This is a genomic window from Streptomyces sp. rh34, from assembly GCF_002551245.1.
GTDB lineage: Bacteria > Actinomycetota > Actinomycetes > Streptomycetales > Streptomycetaceae > Streptomyces.
In genome coordinates this window covers 1-22,007 of the sequence record NZ_NTGZ01000120.1, presented here as the reverse complement: position 1 = coordinate 22,007, position 22,007 = coordinate 1, and the positions used below count along the sequence as shown (strand labels likewise).

Here is a 22,007-nt window from a genome sequence, read left to right as displayed (position 1 = left end):
AGATGTGTATAAGAGACAGCTCCGGCGCGTTCGAGGGCGCGGCCTCCTGCGGCGTGGCGGGGGCCGCCACGGGCTTGTCGGGCTGCGGGGCGGCGGCTGACTGGGCCTCGTCTGGCAAGAGCGCTCCTCGTGCGGATCCGGGGTACCCGGAGAGCCCATGGTATCGATCCCCCGGCCGGACCTCGCCCGGGGACGGTGGAAGCCTCCACAACGAGGACGGGGCACCCGGTATTCCCGGGTGCCCCGTCCTCGTGCTCGGTGTCCGCCGCCGGGCGGTGGCCGGCGGATCAGACCGTGATCAGGGCCTCCAGCGGCGCTCCGGCGAGGCCCGGCTCCAGGCGGGCCCGGCCCGCGAGGAAGCCGAGCTCCATGAGGACCGCGACGCCCGCGACCTGGGCGCCGGCCCGCCGGATGAGCTCCAGCGAGGCCTCGGCGGTGCCGCCGGTGGCGAGGACGTCGTCGATGATCATGATCCGGTCCTCGGCGTCGAGGTCCTCGGCGTGGATCTCGATCTCCGCGCTGCCGTACTCCAGCTCGTAGGACTGGCTCAGCGTGGCGCCGGGGAGCTTCCCGGCCTTGCGGACCGGGATGAATCCGATGCCCGCCCGGACCGCGACGGGCGCGGCCAGGATGAAGCCGCGCGCCTCCAGGCCGACGATCTTCGTGGCGCCGTGCCGTACGCACAGCTCCGCGAGGGCGTCGGTGAGCGCCGTGAAGGCCACCGGGTCCGCGAGCAGCGGGGTGATGTCCTTGAACATCACGCCCGGCTTCGGGTAGTCCGCGACATCGCGGATCCGGCTGAGCAGCAGCTCCCTGATGGATTCGGTGGTGCTCGTCATCGCTCAGCGCTTCCCGGGGGTACGGCCGTGCGACCGGGGGCGGCCGATCGTCGTGCCCGCCGTCTCGGTCTCGGTGTCGTCGCGCAGGTCCTCGGAGCCGTCGTCGGAGGATTCGCCCTTGGCGGCCGCGGCGGCCCGCTTGGCGAGGATCCGCTTCTTCAGCGCCTTCATCTGCGGCTCGCGCTCCTTGAGGTCGGCGACGAGCGGCGTGGCGATGAAGATCGAGGAGTAGGCGCCGGCGGCGAGACCGACGAACAGCGACAGCGAGATGTCGTTCAGCATGCCCGCGCCGAAGACGCCGCCGCCGATGAACAGCAGACCGGCCACCGGCAGGAGCGCCACCACCGTGGTGTTGATGGAGCGGACCAGGGTGCTGTTGATCGACCGGTTGGCGACCTCGCTGTACGTGAAGCGGGTCTGCTTGGTGATGTCCTTCTGGCCCTCCTTGAGGCTGTCGAAGACCACCACCGTGTCGTACAGGGAGTAACCGAGAATGGTCAGCAGACCGATCACCGTGCCCGGGGTGACCTCGAAGCCGACCAGGGCGTAGACACCGACCGTGATGGTGATGTCGTGGATCAGCGCGATGAGGGCGGCGACGGCCATCCGCCACTCGAAGGCGATGGCCAGATAGATCACCACCAGGATCATGAAGACCCCGAGGCCCGTCCAGGCCTTGTTCGCGATCTGCTCACCCCAGCTGGGGCCGACCAGGTCCGCGTTGATGTCGTTGGCCGGGATACCGAGCTCGTCGGAGAGCGTCTCCTTGATCTTGTTCGCCGTGGCGGTGTCGACCTCGGTGATCTGGATACGCAGACCGCCGTTGCCCAGCTCCTGGACGATCGCCATGTGGCCGGAGGCCTCGGTCGCCACGTCCGTGGCCTGGGCGGTCGAGATCTGGGCCTTGGTGTCGGTCGTGAAGACCGCGCCGCCCTTGAACTCGATGCCCATGCGCAGACCGCCGACCGCCACGCCGATGATGGCCGTGATGGTGATCAGGATCGAGATGCCGTACCAGATCTTGCGGTTACGGATGAAGTCGTAGCCGACCTCGCCACGGTAGAGCCGGGCGCCGAGATTGCCGAGTCGCGACATCTCACGCCTCCTTCGGTTCGGTGGGGGCGTTGACACGGCGCGAACGGCGCAGCGGCGGCTGGGCGCCGAGACGCTTCGGGTCCAGCCCGGACCACGCGCCGCCCCGGGAGAAGAACTTCGTCCGCCCCATGAGGGTCATGAGGGGCTTCGTGAAGAAGAAGACCACGACGACGTCGAGGAGCGTGGTGAGGCCGAGCGTGAAGGCGAAGCCCTGCACCTTGCCGACGGTGACGATGAAGAGCACCGCGGCGGCCAGGAACGACACGAAGTCGGAGACCAGGATGGTGCGCCGGGCGCGCGGCCAGGCGCGCTCGATGGCGGGACGAAGCGTGCGTCCCTCGCGGATCTCGTCTCTGACGCGTTCGAAGTAGACGATGAACGAGTCCGCTGTGATGCCGATGGCGACGATGGCGCCGCAGACCGCCGGCAGGTTCAGCGCGAAGCCGATGGCCGGGCCCAACAGAGCCATGATCGTGTAGGTCAGTACGCCGGAGACCAGGAGGCTCAGGAGCGCGATGAACGCGAGGCCCCGGTAGTAGACGACCAGGTAGACGACGACCAGTGCCAGACCGATGCCGCCGGCGATCAGACCGCCCTTGAGCTGCTCGCTGCCGAGCGCCGCGGTCACCGTGGTGACGCTGACCTCTTCGAAGGTCAGCGGCAGTGCGCCGTAGGACAGGATGTTGCCGAGGTCTTCGGCCGACTGCTGGTCGAAGCTGCCGGAGATCTGGGCGTTCTTGCTGAGCGCCGTGCGCACCGAGGGAGCGGAGACGACCTCGCCGTCGAGGACGATCGCGAACTGGTTCATCGGCGGCTGCTGCTGCGAGAGCCGGCCGGTGATCTTCTGGAACTTCTTGGCGCCGGAGGAGGTGAACTCCATCGACACGATCCACTCGCCGGTCTGCTGCTCGATGGCGCCCTTGGCTTCGTCGACGTCGCTGCCGGAGACCTCGGCCGGGCCGAGCACGTACTTCTCGTAGCTGCCCGGGACGTTGGAGCCGCAGGCGACGATCGAGTCGCTGGGCTTGGCGTTCTGGCCGGCCTCCGTGCGCTGCTTGGGGTCGCTGCAGTCGAGCTTGGCGAACTCCTCCTGGAGCTTGGCCGTGGCCGGGTCCGCGGGAGGTGAGGCCTCGGGGGAGTCGGACGGCTTCGGCTTGTCGGAGGCGCCGGGGGTCGGGTCGTCCTTCGTCAGGGCGCCGGTGACCGCGCGGCCCTGGGTGGTGGCGCTCGCCGAGGGGGTGGCCTCCGAGCCGGTGGACTCCTCGCCCTTGGGCTTGTCGGCGCCTTCGGCGGACTCACCGGGCTTCGGGGTGGCGCTGCCCGAGGGAGTCGCGGAACCGGAGGGCGTGGGCTCTGCGGGGCCGCTCGCCTGCACCGTCAGAACAGGCCGGAAGTAGAGCTGGGCGGTGGTGCCGACCTGCTCCTGGGCCTGCTTGGAGTTCGTCCCCTTGGGGATGTTGACGATGATGTTCTTCGAGCCCTGGGTCTGGACCTCGGCTTCGGAAACGCCCAGACCGTTGACACGCCGCTCGATGATCCCGACCGCGGTGTCCATGTTGGTCTTGTTGATCGCGTTCGGCTTGCCGGGCTGGTTCTGCGCCTCCAGCGTGATCGACGTCCCGCCGGCCAGGTCGATGCCCAGCCGGGGCGTGGTGTGCCCGGACAGGAACAACCCGCCGGTGAGCGCGACCATGGCGATGAGGATCAGAGCCAGGGCACGCCCCGGCCTGCCCTGACCGCCGGACGGCCCTCGGCCCTTCTTGGGTGCTGCCACCTTCTCGTTTCTCCCTGTCCAACCGCCCCGCGCCGGGTACGCGCCCGAGCGGCCACGAAGTGTAGTGGGGACCCTGCCCCCGCAGACGACCGCACGGTCCCGGGGACGCCGCGCGCCGGTGGGCGCGCGACGTCCCCGGGATCGTGAGAACTACTTGGAGTCGGCGTCGCCGTCGGTCTTGCTCTCGTCCTTGGCGTCCTTCTTGACGTCCTTGACCTCGGCGTCCTCGGATTCGGCGTCGTCGGCCGCGTCGCCCTTGGCCAGGTCGATCTTGGCGACCTCGGCGTCGTCGGACTCGCCGGTCAGCGAGGAGGCGTCGTCGGGAACGACGGTGCCGTCCGCGTCCAGCTCCTGGTCGTCACCGTGCACGATGCGGTTGTACTCCGCGTCGTCCAGGACGGCGCCGATGGAGTTCTTCGCGTAGATGGCGTGCACGCCGGGAGCGACCTCGAGGATAACGGTGTCGTCGTGGACTTCCTTGACGGTGGCGTACATGCCCCCGATCGTCCGGACGCCGGTGCCGGGCTGCATGTCGTTGCGCATCTGCGCGGCCGCCGCCTGCTTCTTCTTGGCGGAGCGGGTCATCAGGAACATGGCCCCGATGAGCACGATGAAGGGGAGGAGAGTCAAGATATCCACGGGACGGGAATTCCTTCGCACGACCGCGCTGGAATGCGGCCTGTATATACGGGGGTGGGTACACCGACCGGTAAGGGCGGCATCGGCGGAGTCTAAGCGAGTCCGCATCGATGGAACAACGCCCAGCATGGCACCGGGGTTCCTGTGCACGCGAACCTGTGACCCATCACGCCCCGAACAGACCCTGTTGTCCCTTTGCTCCGTGCTGCGGCGGGACCAGCCCCAGATGCGCCCAGGCCGCCGGGGTGGCGACACGGCCGCGCGGAGTCCTGGCCAGCAGTCCTTCCCGTACGAGGAAGGGCTCGGCGACCTCCTCGACGGTCTCCCGCTCCTCCCCCACCGCGACCGCCAGCGTGGACAGGCCCACCGGGCCGCCGCCGAAGAGCTTCAGCAGGGCGCCGAGGACGGCACGGTCCAGCCGATCGAGTCCGCGGTCGTCAACCTCGTACACCTTGAGGGCCGCCATCGCGATCTCCCGGTCGATCGTGCCCTCGGCCTTGACCTGGGCGTAGTCGCGGACGCGGCGCAGCAGGCGGTTGGCGATACGGGGGGTGCCGCGGGAGCGTCCGGCGATCTCGGCGGCGCCCTCCACGTCGATGGTGACGTCGAGGAGGCGGGCGGAGCGGTGGATGACGCGCTCCAGCTCGGCGGGGGCGTAGAACTCCATGTGCCCGGTGAAGCCGAAGCGGTCGCGCAGCGGAGGCGGGAGCAGTCCGGCCCGGGTGGTGGCCCCCACCAGGGTGAAGGGGGGCAGTTCGAGCGGGATGGCGGTGGCGCCGGGGCCCTTGCCGACGATGACGTCGACCCGGAAGTCCTCCATCGCCATGTAGAGCATCTCCTCGGCGGGCCGGGACATGCGGTGGATCTCGTCGAGGAAGAGGACCTCGCCCTCCTGGAGGGAGGAGAGGATCGCCGCGAGGTCGCCGGCGTGCTGGATGGCGGGGCCCGAGGTGATTCTGATCGGGGCGTTCATCTCCGCCGCGATGATCATCGAAAGAGTGGTCTTGCCGAGGCCGGGGGCGCCGGAGAGCAGTACGTGATCGGCGGTGGCCCCGCGGGCGAGGGCGGCCTTGAGGACCAGGTCGAGCTGTTCGCGGACCTTCTCCTGGCCGACGAACTCCTCCAGGTCCTTGGGGCGCAGCGCCGCCTCGACCGCGGTGTCCTCGCCGTCGAGATGGCCGGCGTCGACCAGCCGGTCGTCGAGGACCGGGCCGGTCGGCTCATCGGTCTCGGGTCCGGTCTCGTCCCAGTTCATCAAGGGCCTCTTCGGTGGTTCGGTGCCGGTCAGCGTGCGCGGTTGAGAGTCTGCAGGGCGGCCCGCAGCAGCTGCGGCACGGGGGGTGCCGTGCCCTCGGCGACGGCGGCCTCGGCCTGCGGGGCGACGGCGTTGACGGCCTCGTCGGCCTCGCGGCTCGCGTAGCCGAGGCCGATCAGGGCGGCCTGGAGCTGGTCGCGCCAGCCGGAGGTGGCGGGGGTGCCGATGCCCTGCTGGCCGATGTGCGCGCCGGCCGGTTCGCCGAGCCGGTCCTTGAGCTCCAGGAGCAGCTTCTGCGCGCCCTTCTTACCGATGCCCGACACGGCGGTCAGCGCCTTCTCGTCGCCGGTGGAGACCGCGAGGCGCAGGGCGTCGGGGCTGTGGGTGGCGAGCATCGCCTGGGCCAGGCGGGGCCCGACGCCGCTGGCGGTCTGGAGGAGCTCGAACACCTGCCGCTCGTCGTCGTCCCGGAAGCCGTACAGGGTGAGGGAGTCCTCGCGGACGACCAGCGAGGTGGCGAGCCGGGCCTCCTTGCCGACGCGCAGGTCGGCGAGGGTGTGCGGGGTGCACTGGACCGCCATGCCGATGCCGCCGACCTCGATGACGGCCGTGGTCGGGGCGAGGGCGGCCACCGGGCCGGAGACGAAGGCGATCATGCGGTGCGGCCTTTCAGCGGGCGGGGCGTGCTGGGCGTACGGGAGGCGCCGGGCGTACGGGACGCGCCGAGGGTGCCGGTCGCCCCGGAGGTACGGGACGCGCCGGACGTGCGGTGGGCGGCGACGGCCCGCTGGAGCCGGTTCTGCGCGGGGGCGCGCCAGATGTGGCAGATGGCCAGGGCCAGGGCGTCGGCGGCGTCGGCGGGCTTGGGCGGTGCGTCCAGTCTCAGCAGCCGGGTCACCATCGCGCCGACCTGGTCCTTGTCGGCGCGGCCGGATCCGGTGACCGCCGCCTTGACCTCGCTGGGGGTGTGCAGGGCCACGGGGATGCCGCGGCGGGCGGCGCAGAGCATGGCGACCGCGCTGGCCTGGGCCGTGCCCATCACGGTGCGGACGTTGTGCTGGGCGAAGACGCGCTCGACCGCGACGAAGCCCGGGGAGTGGTCGTCGAGCCACTGTTCGATGCCGCGCTCGACGGCGACGAGCCGGTCGCCGAGCTCGGCGTCGGAGGAGGTGCGCACGACGCCGACGCCGATCATGGTCAGGGGTCTTCCCGCGACTCCTTCGACCACGCCGACGCCGCATCGGGTCAGCCCCGGGTCAATGCCCAGAACCCGCATGGAGCCCCCTGTCCTCGGCCCGTCGCCGGCGCGCGCCGCGCCCGCTCGATCATCTGTTCCCGCAGGCTATCGGCTCGCACTGACAATGCGTCGCAATCACAGGACGACGGGCCGACGGGGAGTGTCCCGTCGGCCCGTCGCACGGGGCCGTGTCCGCCCTGTCGGCCGTGCCGTCAGGCGTCGACCTTCTCCATGACCTCGTCGGACACGTCGAAGTTGGCGAAGACGTTCTGCACGTCGTCGCTGTCCTCCAGCGCGTCGATGAGCTTGAAGATCTTGCGGGCGCCCTCTTCGTCCAGCTCGACCTGCATCGTCGGCAGGAAGTTGGCCTCGGCGGAGTCGTAGTCGATGCCCGCCTCCTGGAGCGCGGTGCGCACCGCGACCATGTCGGTGGCCTCGCTGACCACCTCGAAGGTCTCGCCGAGGTCGTTGACCTCCTCGGCGCCCGCGTCGAGGACCGCGCCGAGGACGTCGTCCTCGGCCAGCTCGCCCTTGGGCACGATCACGACGCCCTTGCGGTTGAACAGGTACGAGACGGAGCCCGGGTCGGCCATGGAGCCGCCGTTCCGGGTCATCGCGACACGTACGTCGGACGCGGCACGGTTGCGGTTGTCGGTGAGGCATTCGATGAGCACCGCGACACCGTTGGGGCCGTAACCCTCGTACATGATCGTCTCGTAGTCGGCGCCGCCCGCTTCGAGACCGCCACCGCGCTTGACCGCGGAGTCGATGTTCTTGTTCGGGACGGAGCTCTTCTTCGCCTTCTGGATGGCGTCGACGAGCGTGGGGTTGCCGTCGGGGTCCACGCCGCCGGAGCGCGCCGCGACCTCGATGTTCTTGATCAGCTTCGCGAAGAGCTTGCCGCGCTTGGCGTCAATCACGGCCTTCTTGTGCTTCGTCGTAGCCCATTTAGAGTGGCCGGACATCTGCCTTCTCCTTCGCGTCACCAAAATCGAGTCGAACCCGAGAGATCCTACCGGGGTCCGCTCAGTTCACTGCGCGCACCATGTCCACGAACAGAGCGTGTACGCGATGGTCGCCGGTCAGTTCGGGATGGAACGAGGTGGCGAGGGCGTTTTTCTGCCGGACGGCCACGATATGCCCGCCGTGTTCGGCGATGACCTCGGTCCCGGCCCCGACGGACTCGACCCAGGGCGCGCGGATGAACACACCGTCCACCGGGCCGCCTTCGACACCGCCGACCTCGACCGCGGCCTCGAACGACTCGTTCTGGCGGCCGAAGGCGTTGCGCCGCACGATCATGTCGATGCCGCCGACGGTCTCCTGGCCCGAGCGGGGATCGAGGATCTTCTCGGCCAGCAGGATCATTCCGGCGCAGGTGCCGTAGACCGGCATCCCGGCCCGCACCCGCTCGCGGAGCGGCTCCATCATGCCGAAGAGCACGGCCAGTTTGGACATGGTGGTGGACTCGCCGCCCGGTATGACCAGGCCGTCGACCTCGGCGAGTTCCTCGGGGCGCCGGACCGGCCTGGCCAGGGCGTCCGCCGAGGCCAGGGCGATCAGATGCTCCCGTACGTCGCCCTGGAGAGCCAGAACGCCGATCAGGGGGGTGTCGCTCATCAGTGGTTACCAGCCGCGGTTGGCGTAGCGCTCGGACTCGGGCAGCGTGTCGCAGTTGATGCCGACCATGGCCTCGCCCAGGTTGCGGGAGGCGTCCGCGATGACCTTCGGGTCGTCGTAGAAGGTGGTGGCCTTCACGATGGCGGCGGCGCGCTTGGCCGGGTCGCCGGACTTGAAGATGCCGGAGCCGACGAAGACGCCCTCGGCGCCGAGCTGGCGCATCAGCGCGGCGTCGGCCGGGGTGGCGACGCCACCGGCGGAGAACAGCACGACGGGCAGCTTGCCGAGCTCCGCGACCTCCTTGACCAGCTCGTACGGGGCGCGGAGGTCCTTGGCCGCGGCGTACAGCTCGTTGTTGTCGAAGCCGCGCAGCCGGGCGATCTCGTTCTTGATCTGGCGCAGGTGGCGGACGGCCTCGACGACGTTGCCGGTGCCGGCCTCGCCCTTCGAGCGGATCATGGCCGCGCCCTCGGCGATGCGGCGCAGGGCCTCGCCCAGGTTGGTGGCGCCACAGACGAAGGGGGTGGTGAAGGCGAACTTGTCGCTGTGGTTGACCTCGTCGGCCGGGGTGAGCACCTCGGACTCGTCGATGTAGTCGACGCCGAGGGACTGGAGCACCTGGGCCTCGACGAAGTGGCCGATGCGGGACTTGGCCATGACGGGGATGGAGACGGCCCCGATGATCTCCTCGATCATGTTGGGGTCGGACATCCGGGCCACGCCGCCGTCCTTGCGGATGTCGGCCGGCACCCGCTCCAGGGCCATGACGGCCACGGCGCCCGCGTCCTCGGCGATCTTCGCCTGTTCGGCGTCGACGACGTCCATGATCACGCCGCCCTTGAGCTGTTCGGCCATGCCGCGCTTGACGCGGGCGGTGCCGGTGGCGGGGTACTCGGCGGACTGCGGGGTGCTGGGAAGCGTGGACACGGGACCTCACTCGGTGAAAGACGCTGGATGCTGCAACGCCGAGCAAACGCCCCGGGACCGGTCCACAGCAAGGGCCAATGAACAGGCCGTGGATCGTTTTGGCCCTGATGAGATCCCTGGGGCGTTCCCCGGGTCAGGTGCCGGGGCGGTCCGCGAGGGCCACCGGCGGGGCGTCGTCCATCTCGAAGGCGAGCGGGAACGGCGCGTGCCCGGCCAGCCGGAAGAGCCTGACCGTACGGTGTCGGCGCAGGGCGCGGGCGGCGCGTACGGAGTCGTTGTGGAAGCGCCGGGCCATGGGGACGCGGCGTACGGCGGCGGCCAGTTCGATGGCCGCCTCCTCGCCTCCGGGGATCTCCTTCACCGCGTCGACCTGGGCCGGTTCGCCGAAGACGGCGCGCAGGGCGGTGCTGAGTTCGCTCTCGGCGACCTCGCGGTGGTCCTCCTCGGCCTGCCGGGCGGCGTGCGCGGCCTCGTACAGGACGATCGAGGCGGCCGGGTCCAGGACGCCGGAGGTGGCCAGCTCCTGGGTGACCGAGGCGCGGCGCAGCAGTTGGGCGTCGAGGGCGGCGCGGGCGGCGTCGATCCGGGAGTGCAGACGGTCGAGCCGGCCGGCGGTCCAGCTGAGGTACACGCCGACCGCGATGAGGGCGACGACGATCCAGACGATGAGGGTTACGGTCACGGGCCCACACGCTACCGTCGCCGGAGGCCCTCGCTTCGACGGGAGGCTCCGGGACCGGGCCCCCACGGCCCCCGGGCTCAGTCCCGGGCCAGCCCGAACCGGGCCCGCAGCCCGGAGCGTTCGTCCGCCGCGACCGAGGCGGCCCCGTCGGTCACCGTCTCGTACACCGCGAGGATGTCGGCCCCCACCGTCGCCCAGTCGAAGCGCCGCACGTGGGCCTCGCCGCGCTCGCGCAGTCCGGCCCGGCGCTCCGGGTCCCCCAGCAGCCGGATCGCCGCGGCGGCCAGCGCGTCGGCGTCCTCGTTGGCGAACAGGTCGCCCGCCGCGCCCTGGTCCAGCACCTGGGCGAAGGCGTCCAGGTCGCTCGCCAGCACCGGCGCACCGGCCGACAGCGCCTCGACCAGGATGATGCCGAAGCTCTCGCCGCCGGTGTTCGGGGCCACGTACACATCGACGCTGCGCAGCAGCCGGGCCTTGTCCTCGTCGCTGACCATGCCGAGGAACTCGACGCGCTCGCGCAGCTCCTTCGGCAGGGTCTCCACCGCCTCCTCCTCGTCACCGCGCCCGGCGACCAGCAGCCGGGCTCCGGGGTGGGCGGCGAGGATCGCGGGCAGCGCCTTCATCAGGACGGGCAGGCCCTTGCGGGGTTCGTCGATGCGGCCGATGAAGCCGAGGGTCCCGCCCTGCCATGCGGCTTTCGGCTCGGCCTCGGCGAAGAAGCCGACGTCGACGCCGTTGGGGATGACGACGGCGTCCCCGCCGAGGTGCTCGACCAGGGTGCGCCGGGCGTACTCGCTGACCGCGATCCGGGCGCTGATCTTCTCCAGCGCGGGCTGGAGGATCGGGTACGCGGCGATCATCGCCCGGGAGCGCGGGTTGGAGGTGTGGAAGGTGGCCACGATCGGCCCCTGCGCCGCCCAGCAGGCCAGCAGGCCCAGCGACGGGGAGGTCGGCTCGTGGATGTGGATGACGTCGAAGGTGCCGTCGTGGAGCCAGCGCCGCACCCGGGCCGCCGACAGGAAGCCGAAGTTCAGCCGGGCGACGGAGCCGTTGTACGGGACGGGGACGGCCCGGCCCGCCGAGACGACGTAGGGCGGGAGCGGTGTCTCGTCGTCGGCGGGGGCCAGGACGGAGACCTCGTGGCCGAGCCGGATCAGGTGCTCGGCCAGGTCCCGGATGTGGAACTGCACACCGCCCGGTACGTCCCAGGAGTACGGGCAGACGATGCCGATCTTCACGTGGGTTCCCCCCGGGGGTCCAGGTCGTCCAGCCAGAGGCGCTGGAGCATGTGCCAGTCCTCCGGGTGCTCGGCGATGCCGGCGGCGAAGGCGTCGGCCAGGGCCTGGGTCATGGCGGCGGTCTTCTCGACCCGGGTGCCCTCCTGCGGCACGTCGACCGCCGGATGGATGCGCCCGCGCATCACCGGCCCGTCGTACCAGAGGGTCACCGGCAGCAGCTTCGCGCCCGTCTGCTGAGCGAGGAGCGCCGGGCCCGCGGGCATCCGGGCGGTGGCGCCGAAGAACGTCACCTCGGTCCCGGAGGCGGAGAGGTCCCGGTCCGCCACCAGGCAGATCAGGCCGCCCGCGCGCAGCCGCCGGGCCAGGGTCCCGAAGGCGGACCCGCCGCTGTGCGGCAGGACCTCCATGCCCAGGCCCTCACGGTAGGCGACGAACCGGTCGTAGAGGGTCGTCGGCTCCAGCCGTTCGGCGACGGTGGTGAAGGGGACCTTCAGATCGGTGGTGACCCAGGCGCCGGCGTGGTCCCAGTTGGCGAGGTGCGGCAGGGCCACGATGACTCCCCGCCCGGCGTCCAGGCCCTCGGACAGGTGGTGGACGTCGGAGATGTCAATGCTGTCCTTGATGCGCTCCGGGCTCCAGGCGGGCAGCCGGAAGGACTCCATCCAGTAGCGCATGTAGGAGCGCATCCCGGCCCTGGACAGCTCCGCCAGTCGCTCCGGACCCGCGTCGGGGACGACCCGGGCCAGGTTCGACTCCAGGCGCAGCACGCTCTTGCCGCGCCGCTTCCACACCTGGTCGGCGATGGTGCGGAAGAGCCGGGCGGCGGCGGGCTCGGGCAGCTTCTTGACGGCGCTCCAGCCCAGGCCGTACAGCCCGTCGGTGAGCCGCCCCTTCAGGTCGGACGCGCCGGCGCTCACCGGTCGCCCTCGCTCCCCTGACCGGCGGAACCGGCGGCGGACGAGTCCGCGGCGGCCTCCCCCACGGCGGCCTCGGCGGCGTCCGCCTCGGCGGATTCGCGGCGTACGGTCACCACGCGCTGGATCAGCGTCACGAGGCTGCCCGCGGCGACGATCCACAGCGCGATCGGCAGCAGGACGTCGATACCGGGGACGCCGAACGTGTGCAGTCCGGCGAGGCCCGCGGCGACCAGCGAGATCACCAGGCGCTCGGCGCGCTCCACAAGGCCGTTGACCGCGACCGGCAGGCCGATCGACTCGCCGCGCGCCTTGGTGTACGAGACCACCTGGCCGCTGGCCAGGCAGAAGATCGCGACGGCGCACAGGATGTTGTCGTCACCGCTGCCCGCGTACCAGAGGGCGAATCCGGCGAAGATCGCCCCGTCGGCGACCCGGTCCAGCGTCGAGTCGAGGAACGCGCCCCACCGGCTGGAGATCCCGGCCTGCCGCGCCATGTTGCCGTCGACGAGGTCGGAGAAGACGAAGATCGTGATGACGATCGTGCCCCAGAAGAACTCCCCCATGGGGAAAAAGACCAGCGCACCTGCCATCACTCCGGCCGTACCGACGAGAGTGACCGCGTCGGGGCTGACCCCGAGGCGGAGCAGCAGAGCGGCGAACGGTGTGAGGACACGCGTGAAGAATGCACGCGCGTACTTGTTCAGCATGGCCTTCCCGAGGGTTCGGTTCGCCGAGCGGCCCCTTCGGCCACCGACTGGCCCATCGTAGTCACCGCCGGTGCCTTCCACCGGACGGGCACCCGCCGCCGGGGGTCACGCGGGCTCCCCGCCCGGCCCGGACCGCACCCGTGCGCGACACCGTGGCCGGGCCTGTGGGCGGCGTACGAACGGTGCCGGTGCGCGGCGCACGAACCGTGCCGTGCGCGACGTATGGACGAGGCCCCGGCGCGGTGCCAAGCTCGAAGGACCGCGGGCGTCGCCGAAGCCGCCGCGGCGGCCTCCCCGTGCCCGTGACCACCGCTGCTCCGCGCGCGGTCGCCCTCCCCCGCACCGCGCCATCGACCGGGAGGCACGCACCATGGGCGACAAGGCACACGCACAACCCGGGGCCGCCGGAGGAGTACCGACGGCCGGCCACCCCTCCGCCGTACGGAACGTGGTGCTGGTCGGCCCCAGCGGATCGGGCAAGACCACGCTGGTCGAGGCCCTGGCCCTGACGGCGGGAGCCGTGAACCGGGCCGGGCGGGTCGAGGACGGGGCGACCGTCTCCGACTACGACGAGATCGAGCGGCGCCGACGGCGTTCCGTACAGCTCTCGCTGGTCCCGGTGGCCTGGGACGGCTGCAAGATCAATCTGCTGGACACCCCCGGCTATGCGGACTTCGTCGGGGAGTTGCGGGCCGGTCTGCGGGCGGCGGACGCGGCCCTCTTCGTCGTCTCCGCGGCCCAGGACGCGGCGACCGTGGCCGCGACCACCCGGGCCGCCTGGGAGGAGTGCGCGCTCGTCGGCATGCCACGCGCGATCGTTGTGACGCACCTGGACACCGCCCGCACCTCCTACCGGGAGATGAACCGGATCTGCGCCGAGGCCTTCGGGGGCGAGGACCCCGACGCCGTACTGCCCCTGTACTTGCCCGTGCTGGGCCCCGAGGGCGCCGACGGGCACGCCCCGCTGACCGGGCTCACCGGACTGCTGAGCCGGAACGTCCTCGACTACTCCTCGGGGGAACGCGCCGAGCGGCCCCCGGCGCCCGACCAGGAGGAACCTTTGCGGGCGGCCCGGGACCGGCTGATCGAGGGGATCATCGCCGAGAGCGAGGACGAGTCCCTGATGGACCGCTATCTCGGCGGCGAGGACCTCGACGTCGCGACGCTGATCGCGGACCTCGAACGGGCCGTCGCCCGGGGCTCCTTCCACCCCGTCCTCACCGCGGCGCCCGCGGCCGAGGGCGCCCGGCAGGGCATCGGCACCGTCGAACTGCTGGAGCTGATCACCCGCGGCTTCCCGACCCCGCTGGAGCGCACCCCGCCCGCCGTCACCACCCCGTCGGGCAAGCCCCGGCCCGCCCCGGTCTGCGATCCCGGGGGCCCGCTGGTCGCCGAGGTCGTCAAGACCGCCTCCGACCCGTACGTGGGCCGGGTCTCGCTGGTCCGCGTCTTCTCCGGCACCCTGCGCCCCGACGACTCCGTACACCTCTGCGGCCACGGCCTGGACGCGACGGGACACGCGCCGCGCCCCTGTCACGAGGCGGAGATCCGCGTCGGTGCGCTCACCTCGCCGTTCGGCCGGCGGCAGCACGCCCTGGACCGGTGCGTCGCGGGCGATCTGGCGTGCGTGGCCCGGCTCGGCGAGGCGGAGACCGGCGACACCCTCTCCCCGGCCGACGACCCCGTGCTGATCGAGCCCTGGTCGACGCCGGACCCGCTGCTCCCGCTGGCCGTACGGGCGCACGGCAAGGCGGACGAGGACAAGCTGTCGCAGGGCCTGGCCCGGCTGGTCGCCGAGGATCCCACGCTGCGCCTCGAACAGAACCCGGACACCGGTCAGGTCGTCCTGTGGTGCCTGGGCGAGGCCCACCAGGAGGTCGCGCTGGAGCGGCTGCGCAGCCGTTACGGCGTCCAGGTCGACGCGGAACCGCACCGGGTGCCGCTGCGCGAGACGTTCGCCGGGCCGGCCGCCGGGCGCGGACGGCATGTCAAACAGTCGGGCGGGCACGGCCAGTTCGCGATCTGCGAGATCGAGGTGGAGCCGCTGCCGCCGGGCTCGGGCGTCGAGTTCGTCGACAAGGTCGTCGGCGGCGCGGTGCCGCGCCAGTTCATTCCCTCGGTGGAGAAGGGCGTGCGAACCCAGGCCGCCCGGGGACTGGCCGCCGGGCACCCTCTGGTCGACGTGCGCGTCACGTTGCTGGACGGCAAGGCGCACTCGGTGGACTCCTCGGACGCCGCCTTCCAGACCGCCGGGGCGCTCGCGCTGCGCGAGGCCGCGTCCGACGCCCGTATCCAGCTCCTGGAACCGGTGTGCGAGGTGAGTGTCCTGGTCCCCGACGACTACGTGGGCCCGGTGATGAGCGATCTCTCGGGGCGGCGGGGCCGCGTCGTGGGCACCGAGCAGAGTCCGGGCGGGCGCACTCTCGTGCGGGCCGAGGTGCCGGAGATCGAGGTCGGCCGGTACGCGGTGGATCTGCGCTCCCTGTCGCACGGCACGGGCCGCTTCGACCGCGCGTACGCCCGGCACGAGGCGATGCCGCCGCAGGTGGCCGCCCGGGTCCGAGCGGAGCGGGCGGACGGGGCACCCGGCGCGTGACCGGCGCACGGTCGCACACGCCGTCCGACGCGTCACGGGTGACGGGTGGTGATGTGATCCGGACGATACGCTGTGGTCGCAGCTCAGAAGGTATGCCGCGTACGGTAGTTGGGCACACCGCAGGAGCAGACGTGCGGCGAGTGGGGGCGACAGGTGGCCAACGACGGATTCGACTTCTCACCCGGGGCCCAGATCCCGGTCCAGGGCTCGGGCGGCCAGTCAGTGGCGACCAATGCCCTGGCCTCGGCGGCGTATCGGGACAGTCCGGTGGAGACGATCCTCGACGCCAACAGCGAGTGGCACAAGTCGACGGTGAAGCCGGGCTCCTCGAAACTCTTCAAGTCCGACTACTTCAAGCCGAATCTCGGCGAGGCGTTCGCCCGTGCCGTCCAGGAGCGGATGCTCGGCGGCGCCCGCAAGGCGCTCATCCAGTCCTTCGGCACGGACCCGCAGACCGTGGTGGAGCACTGCCTGTCGGCGAACAACCTGCGCAAGGCCCGTGACACCCGGCTCACCCTGGTGACCTTGGTGTTCGGCGTCCTGTTCCTGCCCGGCATGCTGGCCTGGGTGATCGCCTTCCTGGTCCGGGAGGCGCTCAACAAGTCCAAGGACACGGCGTTCCGCGCTGTCGGCACGGTCCTCCTGGCCGCCTTCGGGATCGGCGCGCTGGTCCTGATGGTCAGGCTCCCCCTGGACGGGCTGCTCGGGCTCTACGTCCGGGGCACGCTCATCGCCCCGGTGATCGGCTGGCTGATCGCCAAGCGGATCGCGGAGACCTCGGCCAAGGACATGCGGGCACGCTGGGAAGGCCTGCTCTCCGGCACCGGGGTGATCGCGAAGATCCCCGAGGCGGTGCCGAAGAACCCCAACGAGACCGCGCGCGAGGCCCTGCGCCAGGGTCTGGAGAAGCTGTCGGCCGAGCAGCAGTCGAACGCCGTCTTCTATGCCGGCCCCAAGGGCGTCCTCGGGATGGGCACGCGCTGGGGCAGCTGGCAGCTGGCCGAGGAGCTGCTCCCCAAGGACCCGACGAAGGAGATCCACCAGTTCCGCAGCTGGGACCTGATCCGGATCATCCACGACCAGCTGAAGATGCTGGAGCGCGGACCGCTGAACACGGGCGGCTTCCCGACGCCGGCCGTGAAGCACTGGGTCGTCTCGCCCATCGGGGAGAACGCCGACTCCGTGACGCGCCCCGAGGGGGAGGACGTCGCCACCTTCCAGGTGAAGCCCCACGAGATACAGCGGATCTGCAATCACCAGCAGTTCGGCAGCGGTGACCGGCACTATCTGGGCGTCCAGTTCACCCTGTGGGACGGCCAGCTGGTGATCACCATGATGATCACCGTCACCGTGCTCCACGAGACCCTGCGCATCGAGGTCACGGGCCACGCGCTGGGGCCGGTGCACGGTCTGTTCCTCTCCAAGCCCGCGGCGAAGACGAAGACGGTCAACAAGACCGTCCGCTTCTGGGAGACGCGGGACATCCAGCTGGCGCTGGTGGACGCCAAGGAGGTCGTCCGGCTCGCCCTGCGGGCCCCCCTCACGTGGTATCCGCCGCTGCTGGACTACCTGGGCGGAAAGATAGTGCTGCCCGAGCCGTTCGGGCTGCGGCACGCGTGGGCGGCCAAGCCGTGGAACCACCGCTTCATGGCGGACGACGCGATGCGCGCCGCCACCCCGGTGCTGCGGGCCGTCCACACGGCGGCGATGCGCGTCCTCGAGGAGAACGGCGTCGACACGGAGCGCTTCGACAACCGCTCGATGGTACTGAGCGGCCTCGTCCAGGACCCGGCCCCGCGCAAGGCCGACGTCTACGACGCGTAGGAACGTACGGGAGAGGGGGCCCGGCCGGGCCCCCTCTCGCGTACCGCGCTCAGCGGCCCTGGCCCTGGCCCTTCGGCCAGGCGTCGGCCAGCATCGCCCGGGTGTCGCCGAGCAGCTGGGGCAGCACCCTGGTGTGGCCGATGACCGGCATGAAGTTGGCGTCCCCGCCCCAGCGCGGCACCAGATGCTGGTGCAGGTGCGCGGCGATCCCGGCACCGGCCACCGAGCCCTGGTTCATGCCGATGTTGAAGCCGTGCGCCCCGGAGGCCGTCCGCAGCGCGACCATCGCCCGCTTGGTGAAGTCCGCCAGCTCCGCCGTCTCCGGGCCGTCCAGTTCGGTGTAGTCGGCCACATGACGGTAGGGGACGACCATGAGGTGACCACCGTTGTACGGGTACAGGTTCAGCACCGCGTAGACGTGCTCGCCGCGCGCCACGAGGAGCCCGTCCTCGTCGGATTTCGCGGGGATCGAACAGAACGGGCAGCCGTCCTCGGCACCCGGGCCGCTCGGCTTGTTCTCGCCCTGGATGTACGCCATCCGGTGGGGAGTCCACAGGCGCTGGAATGCGTCGGGCGTTCCCACGCCGATCTGCTGCTCCGGCTCACTCGTCATGCCGATCAGCATATTGCGTCACCCCGGCGGAGCGTGTCGCCGGGGCCGCACCGCCCGGCCGCCCGCGATGCTGAGGCGATGAGCGACCGACCCGCCCCCGAGCCGTCCGCCCGGCTGACCCGCTGGGAGCGGCGCACGGAGATTCCGCTCTTCGCCGCGGGGCTGCTCTTCCTGACCGGGTACGCGGTCCGGGTGCTGACCCCGCACGACGACGAGCCCTGGAACGACCTCGCCCTGATCCTCGTCTGGTCGACCTGGCTGCTGTTCCTCGTGGACTACGGGACGCGGCTGCGGCTCAGCGGACTGGGCCGGCGCTTCCCCCGCACGCACTGGCTCGACACCCTGGTCCTGCTGCTGCCCCTGCTGCGCCCGCTGCGCATGGTCAAGGTGTACACGGCCGTGCAGCAACGCCGCGACCGCCCGCGGCTCAGCCTGTACGCGCGGGTGATCTCGTACGCGAGCCTGACCGCCGCCCTGCTCGGCTTCGCCGCCTCGCTCACGGTCTACCACCTGGAGCACACGGCCCCCGGCGCTTCCATCCGCACGTTCGGCGACGCGGTGTGGTGGGCGTGCGCGACGCTCACGACGGTCGGTTACGGGGACGCCGCACCGGTCACGTTCTGGGGCCGGACGGTCGCGGCGCTGCTGATGACCGGCGGCCTGGCGCTGCTCGGCGCGGTGACGGGGTCGTTCTCGTCCTGGCTGATCCAGGTGTTCACCCGGGAGGACGAGAAACGGCCCCCGGAGCGCGGTTGACGCCGCGGGGGCCGTTCCTGCCGTAGCGATCAGACCTGTACGCGGTCCTCGACGGCCTTCGCGATCTTGGCGAGGGCCTCGTCGACCGGGATGCCGTTCTCCTGCGAACCGTCGCGGTAGCGGAAGGAGACGGCGCCGTTGGCCATGTCCTCATCACCAGCGATGATCATGAAGGGCACCTTGGCCTTCTGCTGGTTGCGGATCTTCTTCTGCATCCGGTCCGAGGACGCGTCCACGTCCACCCGCAGCCCCTGCTTGCGCGCCTTGGCGGCGAACTCCTGGAGGTAGGGGATGTGGGCGTCGCCGATCGGGATGCCGACGGCCTGGACCGGGGCGAGCCAGACCGGGAACGCGCCCGCGTAGTGCTCCAGGAGCACGGCGAAGAAGCGCTCGATGGAGCCGAACAGGGCACGGTGGATCATGACCGGGCGCTGCTTGGAACCATCGGGCCCGGTGTACTCCAGGTCGAAGCGCTCCGGCAGGTTGAAGTCGAGCTGCACGGTCGACATCTGCCAGGTGCGGCCGATGGCGTCCTTGCACTGCACGGAGATCTTCGGGCCGTAGAACGCGGCGCCGCCCGGGTCCGGGACCAGGGGCAGCCCCTGCTTCTCGGCGACCTGACGCAGCGTCTCGGTGGCCTCTTCCCAGGTCTCGTCGGAGCCGACGTACTTCTCCGGGTCCTTGGTGGAGAGCTCCAGGTAGAAGTCGGTGAGCCCGTAGTCGCGGAGCAGGTTCAGCACGAAGGTGAGCGTGCGGTCGAGCTCCTGGGCCATCTGCTCCTTGGTGCAGTAGATGTGCGCGTCGTCCTGCGTGAAGCCGCGCGAGCGGGTCAGGCCGTGCACGACGCCCGACTTCTCGTACCGGTACACCGTGCCGAACTCGAAGAGGCGCAGCGGCAGTTCACGGTAGGAGCGGCCGCGCGCGTCGAAGATCAGGTTGTGCATGGGGCAGTTCATCGGCTTGAGGTAGTAGTCCACCCCGTCGTCGAGCTGCATGGGCGGGTACATGCCGTCGGCGTACCAGTCCAGGTGGCCGGACTTCTCGAAGAGCTTGCCCTTGGTGGCGTGCGGGCTGTAGACGAACTCGTAGCCCTCCTCCTCGTGACGGCGGCGCGAGTAGTCCTCCATGGCCCGGCGGATGACGCCGCCCTTGGGGTGGAAGACCGCGAGGCCGGGGCCGATCTCGTCGGGGAAGGAGAAGAGGTCCAGCTCGCTGCCGAGCTTGCGGTGGTCGCGCTTGGCGGCCTCCTCCAGGAACTCCAGGTGCGCCTTCAGCTCGTCCTTGGTCGGCCAGGCGGTGCCGTAGATGCGCTGGAGCATCGGGTTCTTCTCGCTGCCGCGCCAGTACGCGGCGGCGTTGCGCATCAGCTTGAACGCCGGGATGAACCGGGTGGTGGGCAGGTGCGGACCCCGGCAGAGGTCCTTCCAGCACAGGTCGCCGGTCTTGGGGTCGAGGTTGTCGTAGATGGTCAGCTCGCCGCCGCCCACCTCGACGTCCGCGCCGTCGTCCGAGGACGCGGAGCCCTTGATGCCGATGAGCTCCAGCTTGTACGGCTCGTCGGCCAGCTCCTCGCGGGCGGCCTCGTCGGAGACGACCCGGCGGGAGAACTTCTGGCCCCGCTTCTGGATCTCCTGCATCTTCTTCTCGATGGCCTTGAGGTCCTCGGGCGTGAACGGCTTCTCGACGTCGAAGTCGTAGTAGAAGCCGTCCTTGACCGGCGGGCCGATGCCGAGCTTCGCGTCGGGGAAGAGCTCCTGCACGGCCTGGGCCATGACGTGCGCGGTGGAGTGGCGCAGGATGTTCAGGCCGTCCTCGGAGGAGATCTCCACCGGCTCGACGGACTCGCCGTCCTGAAGCTCGTGGGAGAGGTCCTTCAGCTCGCCGCCGATGCGCGCGGCGACGACGGTGCGCTGACCGGGGAAGAGCTCGCCGGCCGTCGTGCCCGTCGTCACCACGTGCTCTTCCCGCTCGGAATCGCGTTGGATGATCACACGGACGTCTGACACCGGTCTCTCCTGACTGAGGGGGCGCCCGTTTCGTATCGCACGGGCAAGGAGAATCGTACCGAGCCGTACGCCCCCGATGCGAACGCCTTCCGGGCCGGGCTACGGCTCCTCCCCCGCGCACGCCTCCTCGAAGTGGTCCACGTTCTCCTGGAGTGCCTTCATCAGCCGGTCCCGTTCGGCCTCGTCGACCTGGACGGGCGCGACCTGCGAGGCCCCGGTGAGCCGCCGGAAGCCGCCCCGGTTCTCCAGCCGCCCCTCCACCCGGAGCGGCAGCCCGACCAGGTGGGCGTGGCCCGCGATGCGGTACGCCTCCTCGTCCAGCTCCACGCGGACGTGCGCGACCTCGGCCCCGGCCAGCACCCGCAGCCGTACGATCCCGGCGCCGCGCGGCCCCGACCGGCGCAGCCGGACCACCGCGCCGGTCAGCCGCACCTGCACGGCGGGTTCGTCGCGGAGGTAGCGGGCTCCGGCGGCGCGCAGGGCCGGCAGGTCGCCGGGGGAGAACTCGACGGGCGCGGGGCGGGCCGGGCAGCCGTCCGGAGCGCCCGCGGCGGGCGCCCACCGCAGGTCGATCCCGGCCCCCTCGGAGCCGCGTACCAAAGCGATCAGCGCCTCGGTCAGCTCCCGGCCGACGCCCGCCGCGACCGCGCTGTCGAAGGCCTCCATGCCGCCGGTGGCCCGCTGGTAGTCCACCGCCTCGCGGGTGGCGTGCAGGGCGTGGCAGAGCCGCACGGCGACGGCGCGGCCGGAGGCGACGGGGACGTACGCGGTGAGGCTCCGGCCGTCGGCTCCGGGCCCGATCAGGGCGTCGTCCAGGGCCGCGCGTGCCTTCCGGCGGTGCCGGGCCCCGTGGTAGCCGGCCCGGCCGCGTGCCGCGAGGGCCCCGGCCATGAGGACCTGCCGGGCGGCCGAGCGCAGCTCCTCCGCCTCGGTCCAGCCCGCGGCGCCCGCGGCTCCGGCCGCCGACTCGGGAACCTCGCGCCACCAGCGGATCTCGTCGCTGGGAAGGGTGAGGGAGACCAGAATGTCGCGGGCGGAGGGGGCGGCGCTGTGGCCGAGGGCGAGAAGGGCCTCCTCTATCAGCTCCCCGCTGTCGGGAAGGGTCGCGCTCTCGGGCACCAGCAGGCTGGTCGTCCCCGCGGCGGATCCGGGCGGGGTCCAGCGGCCGTAGCGTCCCGGCGCTCCCCCGCGCCGCTGCCACCCGTGCCGGCGCAGGAGGGCCCCGAGGACCGCGGGGTCGGGCAGTCCCTCACCGGCCCCGGCGAGTGGCGGGGGCCCGGGG

The 22,007-nt window shown here is 71.3% G+C and carries 20 protein-coding genes; 3 read left to right on the top strand and 17 right to left on the bottom strand.

All coding sequences use genetic code 11. The features are described 5' to 3' along the window. Positions 1-287: 287 nt before the first annotated feature. The 14 genes from CR470_RS21760 to pgsA all read right to left on the bottom strand — a co-directional run bounded on the left by CR470_RS21760 (position 288) and on the right by pgsA (position 12,930). Positions 288-839, bottom strand: a complete 552-nt coding sequence (locus CR470_RS21760) for an adenine phosphoribosyltransferase (RefSeq protein WP_097869231.1) — start codon at positions 837-839, stop codon at positions 288-290. 3 nt (positions 840-842) lie between these two features. Further along, positions 843-1,934 carry a protein translocase subunit SecF gene (secF, locus tag CR470_RS21755; protein ID WP_097869230.1) on the bottom strand — a complete coding sequence of 364 codons (1,092 nt, stop codon included), beginning with the start codon at positions 1,932-1,934 and terminating at the stop codon, positions 843-845. A gap of 1 nt (position 1,935) precedes the next feature. Further along, positions 1,936-3,708 carry a protein translocase subunit SecD gene (gene secD, locus CR470_RS21750; protein WP_097869229.1) on the bottom strand — a complete coding sequence of 591 codons (1,773 nt, stop codon included), beginning with the start codon at positions 3,706-3,708 and terminating at the stop codon, positions 1,936-1,938. A 150-nt stretch (positions 3,709-3,858) separates the two neighbouring features. Beyond that, entirely contained in the window at positions 3,859-4,347 is a 489-nt protein-coding gene (yajC, locus tag CR470_RS21745; protein ID WP_097869228.1) for a preprotein translocase subunit YajC, read from the bottom strand. A 166-nt stretch (positions 4,348-4,513) separates the two neighbouring features. After that, positions 4,514-5,602 carry a Holliday junction branch migration DNA helicase RuvB gene (gene ruvB / locus CR470_RS21740; protein ID WP_097869227.1) on the bottom strand — a complete coding sequence of 363 codons (1,089 nt, stop codon included), beginning with the start codon at positions 5,600-5,602 and terminating at the stop codon, positions 4,514-4,516. 29 nt (positions 5,603-5,631) lie between these two features. Continuing rightward, positions 5,632-6,258 carry a Holliday junction branch migration protein RuvA gene (ruvA, locus tag CR470_RS21735; RefSeq protein WP_097869226.1) on the bottom strand — a complete coding sequence of 209 codons (627 nt, stop codon included), beginning with the start codon at positions 6,256-6,258 and terminating at the stop codon, positions 5,632-5,634. Beyond that, entirely contained in the window at positions 6,255-6,878 is a 624-nt protein-coding gene (ruvC, locus tag CR470_RS21730) for a crossover junction endodeoxyribonuclease RuvC (protein ID WP_097869225.1), read from the bottom strand. The genes ruvA and ruvC overlap by 4 nt, the downstream gene beginning before the upstream one ends. Positions 6,879-7,051: 173 nt before the next feature. After that, complete coding sequence (locus CR470_RS21725; protein WP_097869224.1) at positions 7,052-7,804, bottom strand: YebC/PmpR family DNA-binding transcriptional regulator; 753 nt, start codon at positions 7,802-7,804, stop codon at positions 7,052-7,054. Between the two features lie 61 nt (positions 7,805-7,865). Beyond that, entirely contained in the window at positions 7,866-8,459 is a 594-nt protein-coding gene (gene pdxT / locus CR470_RS21720; protein WP_097869223.1) for a pyridoxal 5'-phosphate synthase glutaminase subunit PdxT, read from the bottom strand. 6 nt (positions 8,460-8,465) lie between these two features. Continuing rightward, positions 8,466-9,386, bottom strand: a complete 921-nt coding sequence (gene pdxS, locus CR470_RS21715) for a pyridoxal 5'-phosphate synthase lyase subunit PdxS (RefSeq protein WP_018960500.1) — start codon at positions 9,384-9,386, stop codon at positions 8,466-8,468. Positions 9,387-9,519: 133 nt separating this feature from the next. After that, positions 9,520-10,068 carry a hypothetical protein gene (locus CR470_RS21710; protein WP_097869222.1) on the bottom strand — a complete coding sequence of 183 codons (549 nt, stop codon included), beginning with the start codon at positions 10,066-10,068 and terminating at the stop codon, positions 9,520-9,522. Positions 10,069-10,145: 77 nt separating this feature from the next. After that, complete coding sequence (locus CR470_RS21705; RefSeq protein WP_097869221.1) at positions 10,146-11,306, bottom strand: glycosyltransferase family 4 protein; 1,161 nt, start codon at positions 11,304-11,306, stop codon at positions 10,146-10,148. Continuing rightward, positions 11,303-12,223 carry a phosphatidylinositol mannoside acyltransferase gene (locus CR470_RS21700; protein WP_097869220.1) on the bottom strand — a complete coding sequence of 307 codons (921 nt, stop codon included), beginning with the start codon at positions 12,221-12,223 and terminating at the stop codon, positions 11,303-11,305. Before CR470_RS21700 ends, CR470_RS21705 begins: the two co-directional genes overlap by 4 nt. Next, complete coding sequence (gene pgsA, locus CR470_RS21695; RefSeq protein WP_097869219.1) at positions 12,220-12,930, bottom strand: phosphatidylinositol phosphate synthase; 711 nt, start codon at positions 12,928-12,930, stop codon at positions 12,220-12,222. Before pgsA ends, CR470_RS21700 begins: the two co-directional genes overlap by 4 nt. A gap of 370 nt (positions 12,931-13,300) precedes the next feature. On the opposite strand from pgsA, the gene CR470_RS21690 reads away from it, so the two are divergent. Both CR470_RS21690 and CR470_RS21685 read left to right on the top strand, forming a co-directional pair. Further along, positions 13,301-15,526, top strand: a complete 2,226-nt coding sequence (locus tag CR470_RS21690) for an elongation factor G-like protein EF-G2 (RefSeq protein ID WP_097869218.1) — start codon at positions 13,301-13,303, stop codon at positions 15,524-15,526. Positions 15,527-15,679: 153 nt separating this feature from the next. Continuing rightward, complete coding sequence (locus CR470_RS21685; RefSeq protein ID WP_097869217.1) at positions 15,680-17,350, top strand: hypothetical protein; 1,671 nt, start codon at positions 15,680-15,682, stop codon at positions 17,348-17,350. A gap of 49 nt (positions 17,351-17,399) precedes the next feature. Here CR470_RS21685 and CR470_RS21680 read toward each other — a convergent pair whose 3' ends face one another. Next, positions 17,400-17,975 (bottom strand): HIT family protein, encoded by a 576-nt coding sequence (locus tag CR470_RS21680; RefSeq protein ID WP_097869216.1) that lies wholly within the window; start codon positions 17,973-17,975, stop codon positions 17,400-17,402. 66 nt (positions 17,976-18,041) lie between these two features. Here CR470_RS21680 and CR470_RS21675 point away from each other — a divergent pair, with 66 nt between their 5' ends. Next, a complete protein-coding gene (locus tag CR470_RS21675; RefSeq protein WP_097869215.1) occupies positions 18,042-18,719 on the top strand; it encodes a potassium channel family protein in 678 nt (225 codons plus the stop codon). 29 nt (positions 18,720-18,748) lie between these two features. On the opposite strand, the gene thrS is transcribed toward CR470_RS21675, so the two are convergent. Together thrS and CR470_RS21665 are read right to left on the bottom strand one after the other, a co-directional pair. Beyond that, a complete protein-coding gene (gene thrS / locus CR470_RS21670; RefSeq protein WP_097869214.1) occupies positions 18,749-20,725 on the bottom strand; it encodes a threonine--tRNA ligase in 1,977 nt (658 codons plus the stop codon). 99 nt (positions 20,726-20,824) lie between these two features. Then, the coding region (locus CR470_RS21665; protein ID WP_107489489.1) for a hypothetical protein at positions 20,825-22,007 on the bottom strand (1,183 nt) is incomplete at its 5' end.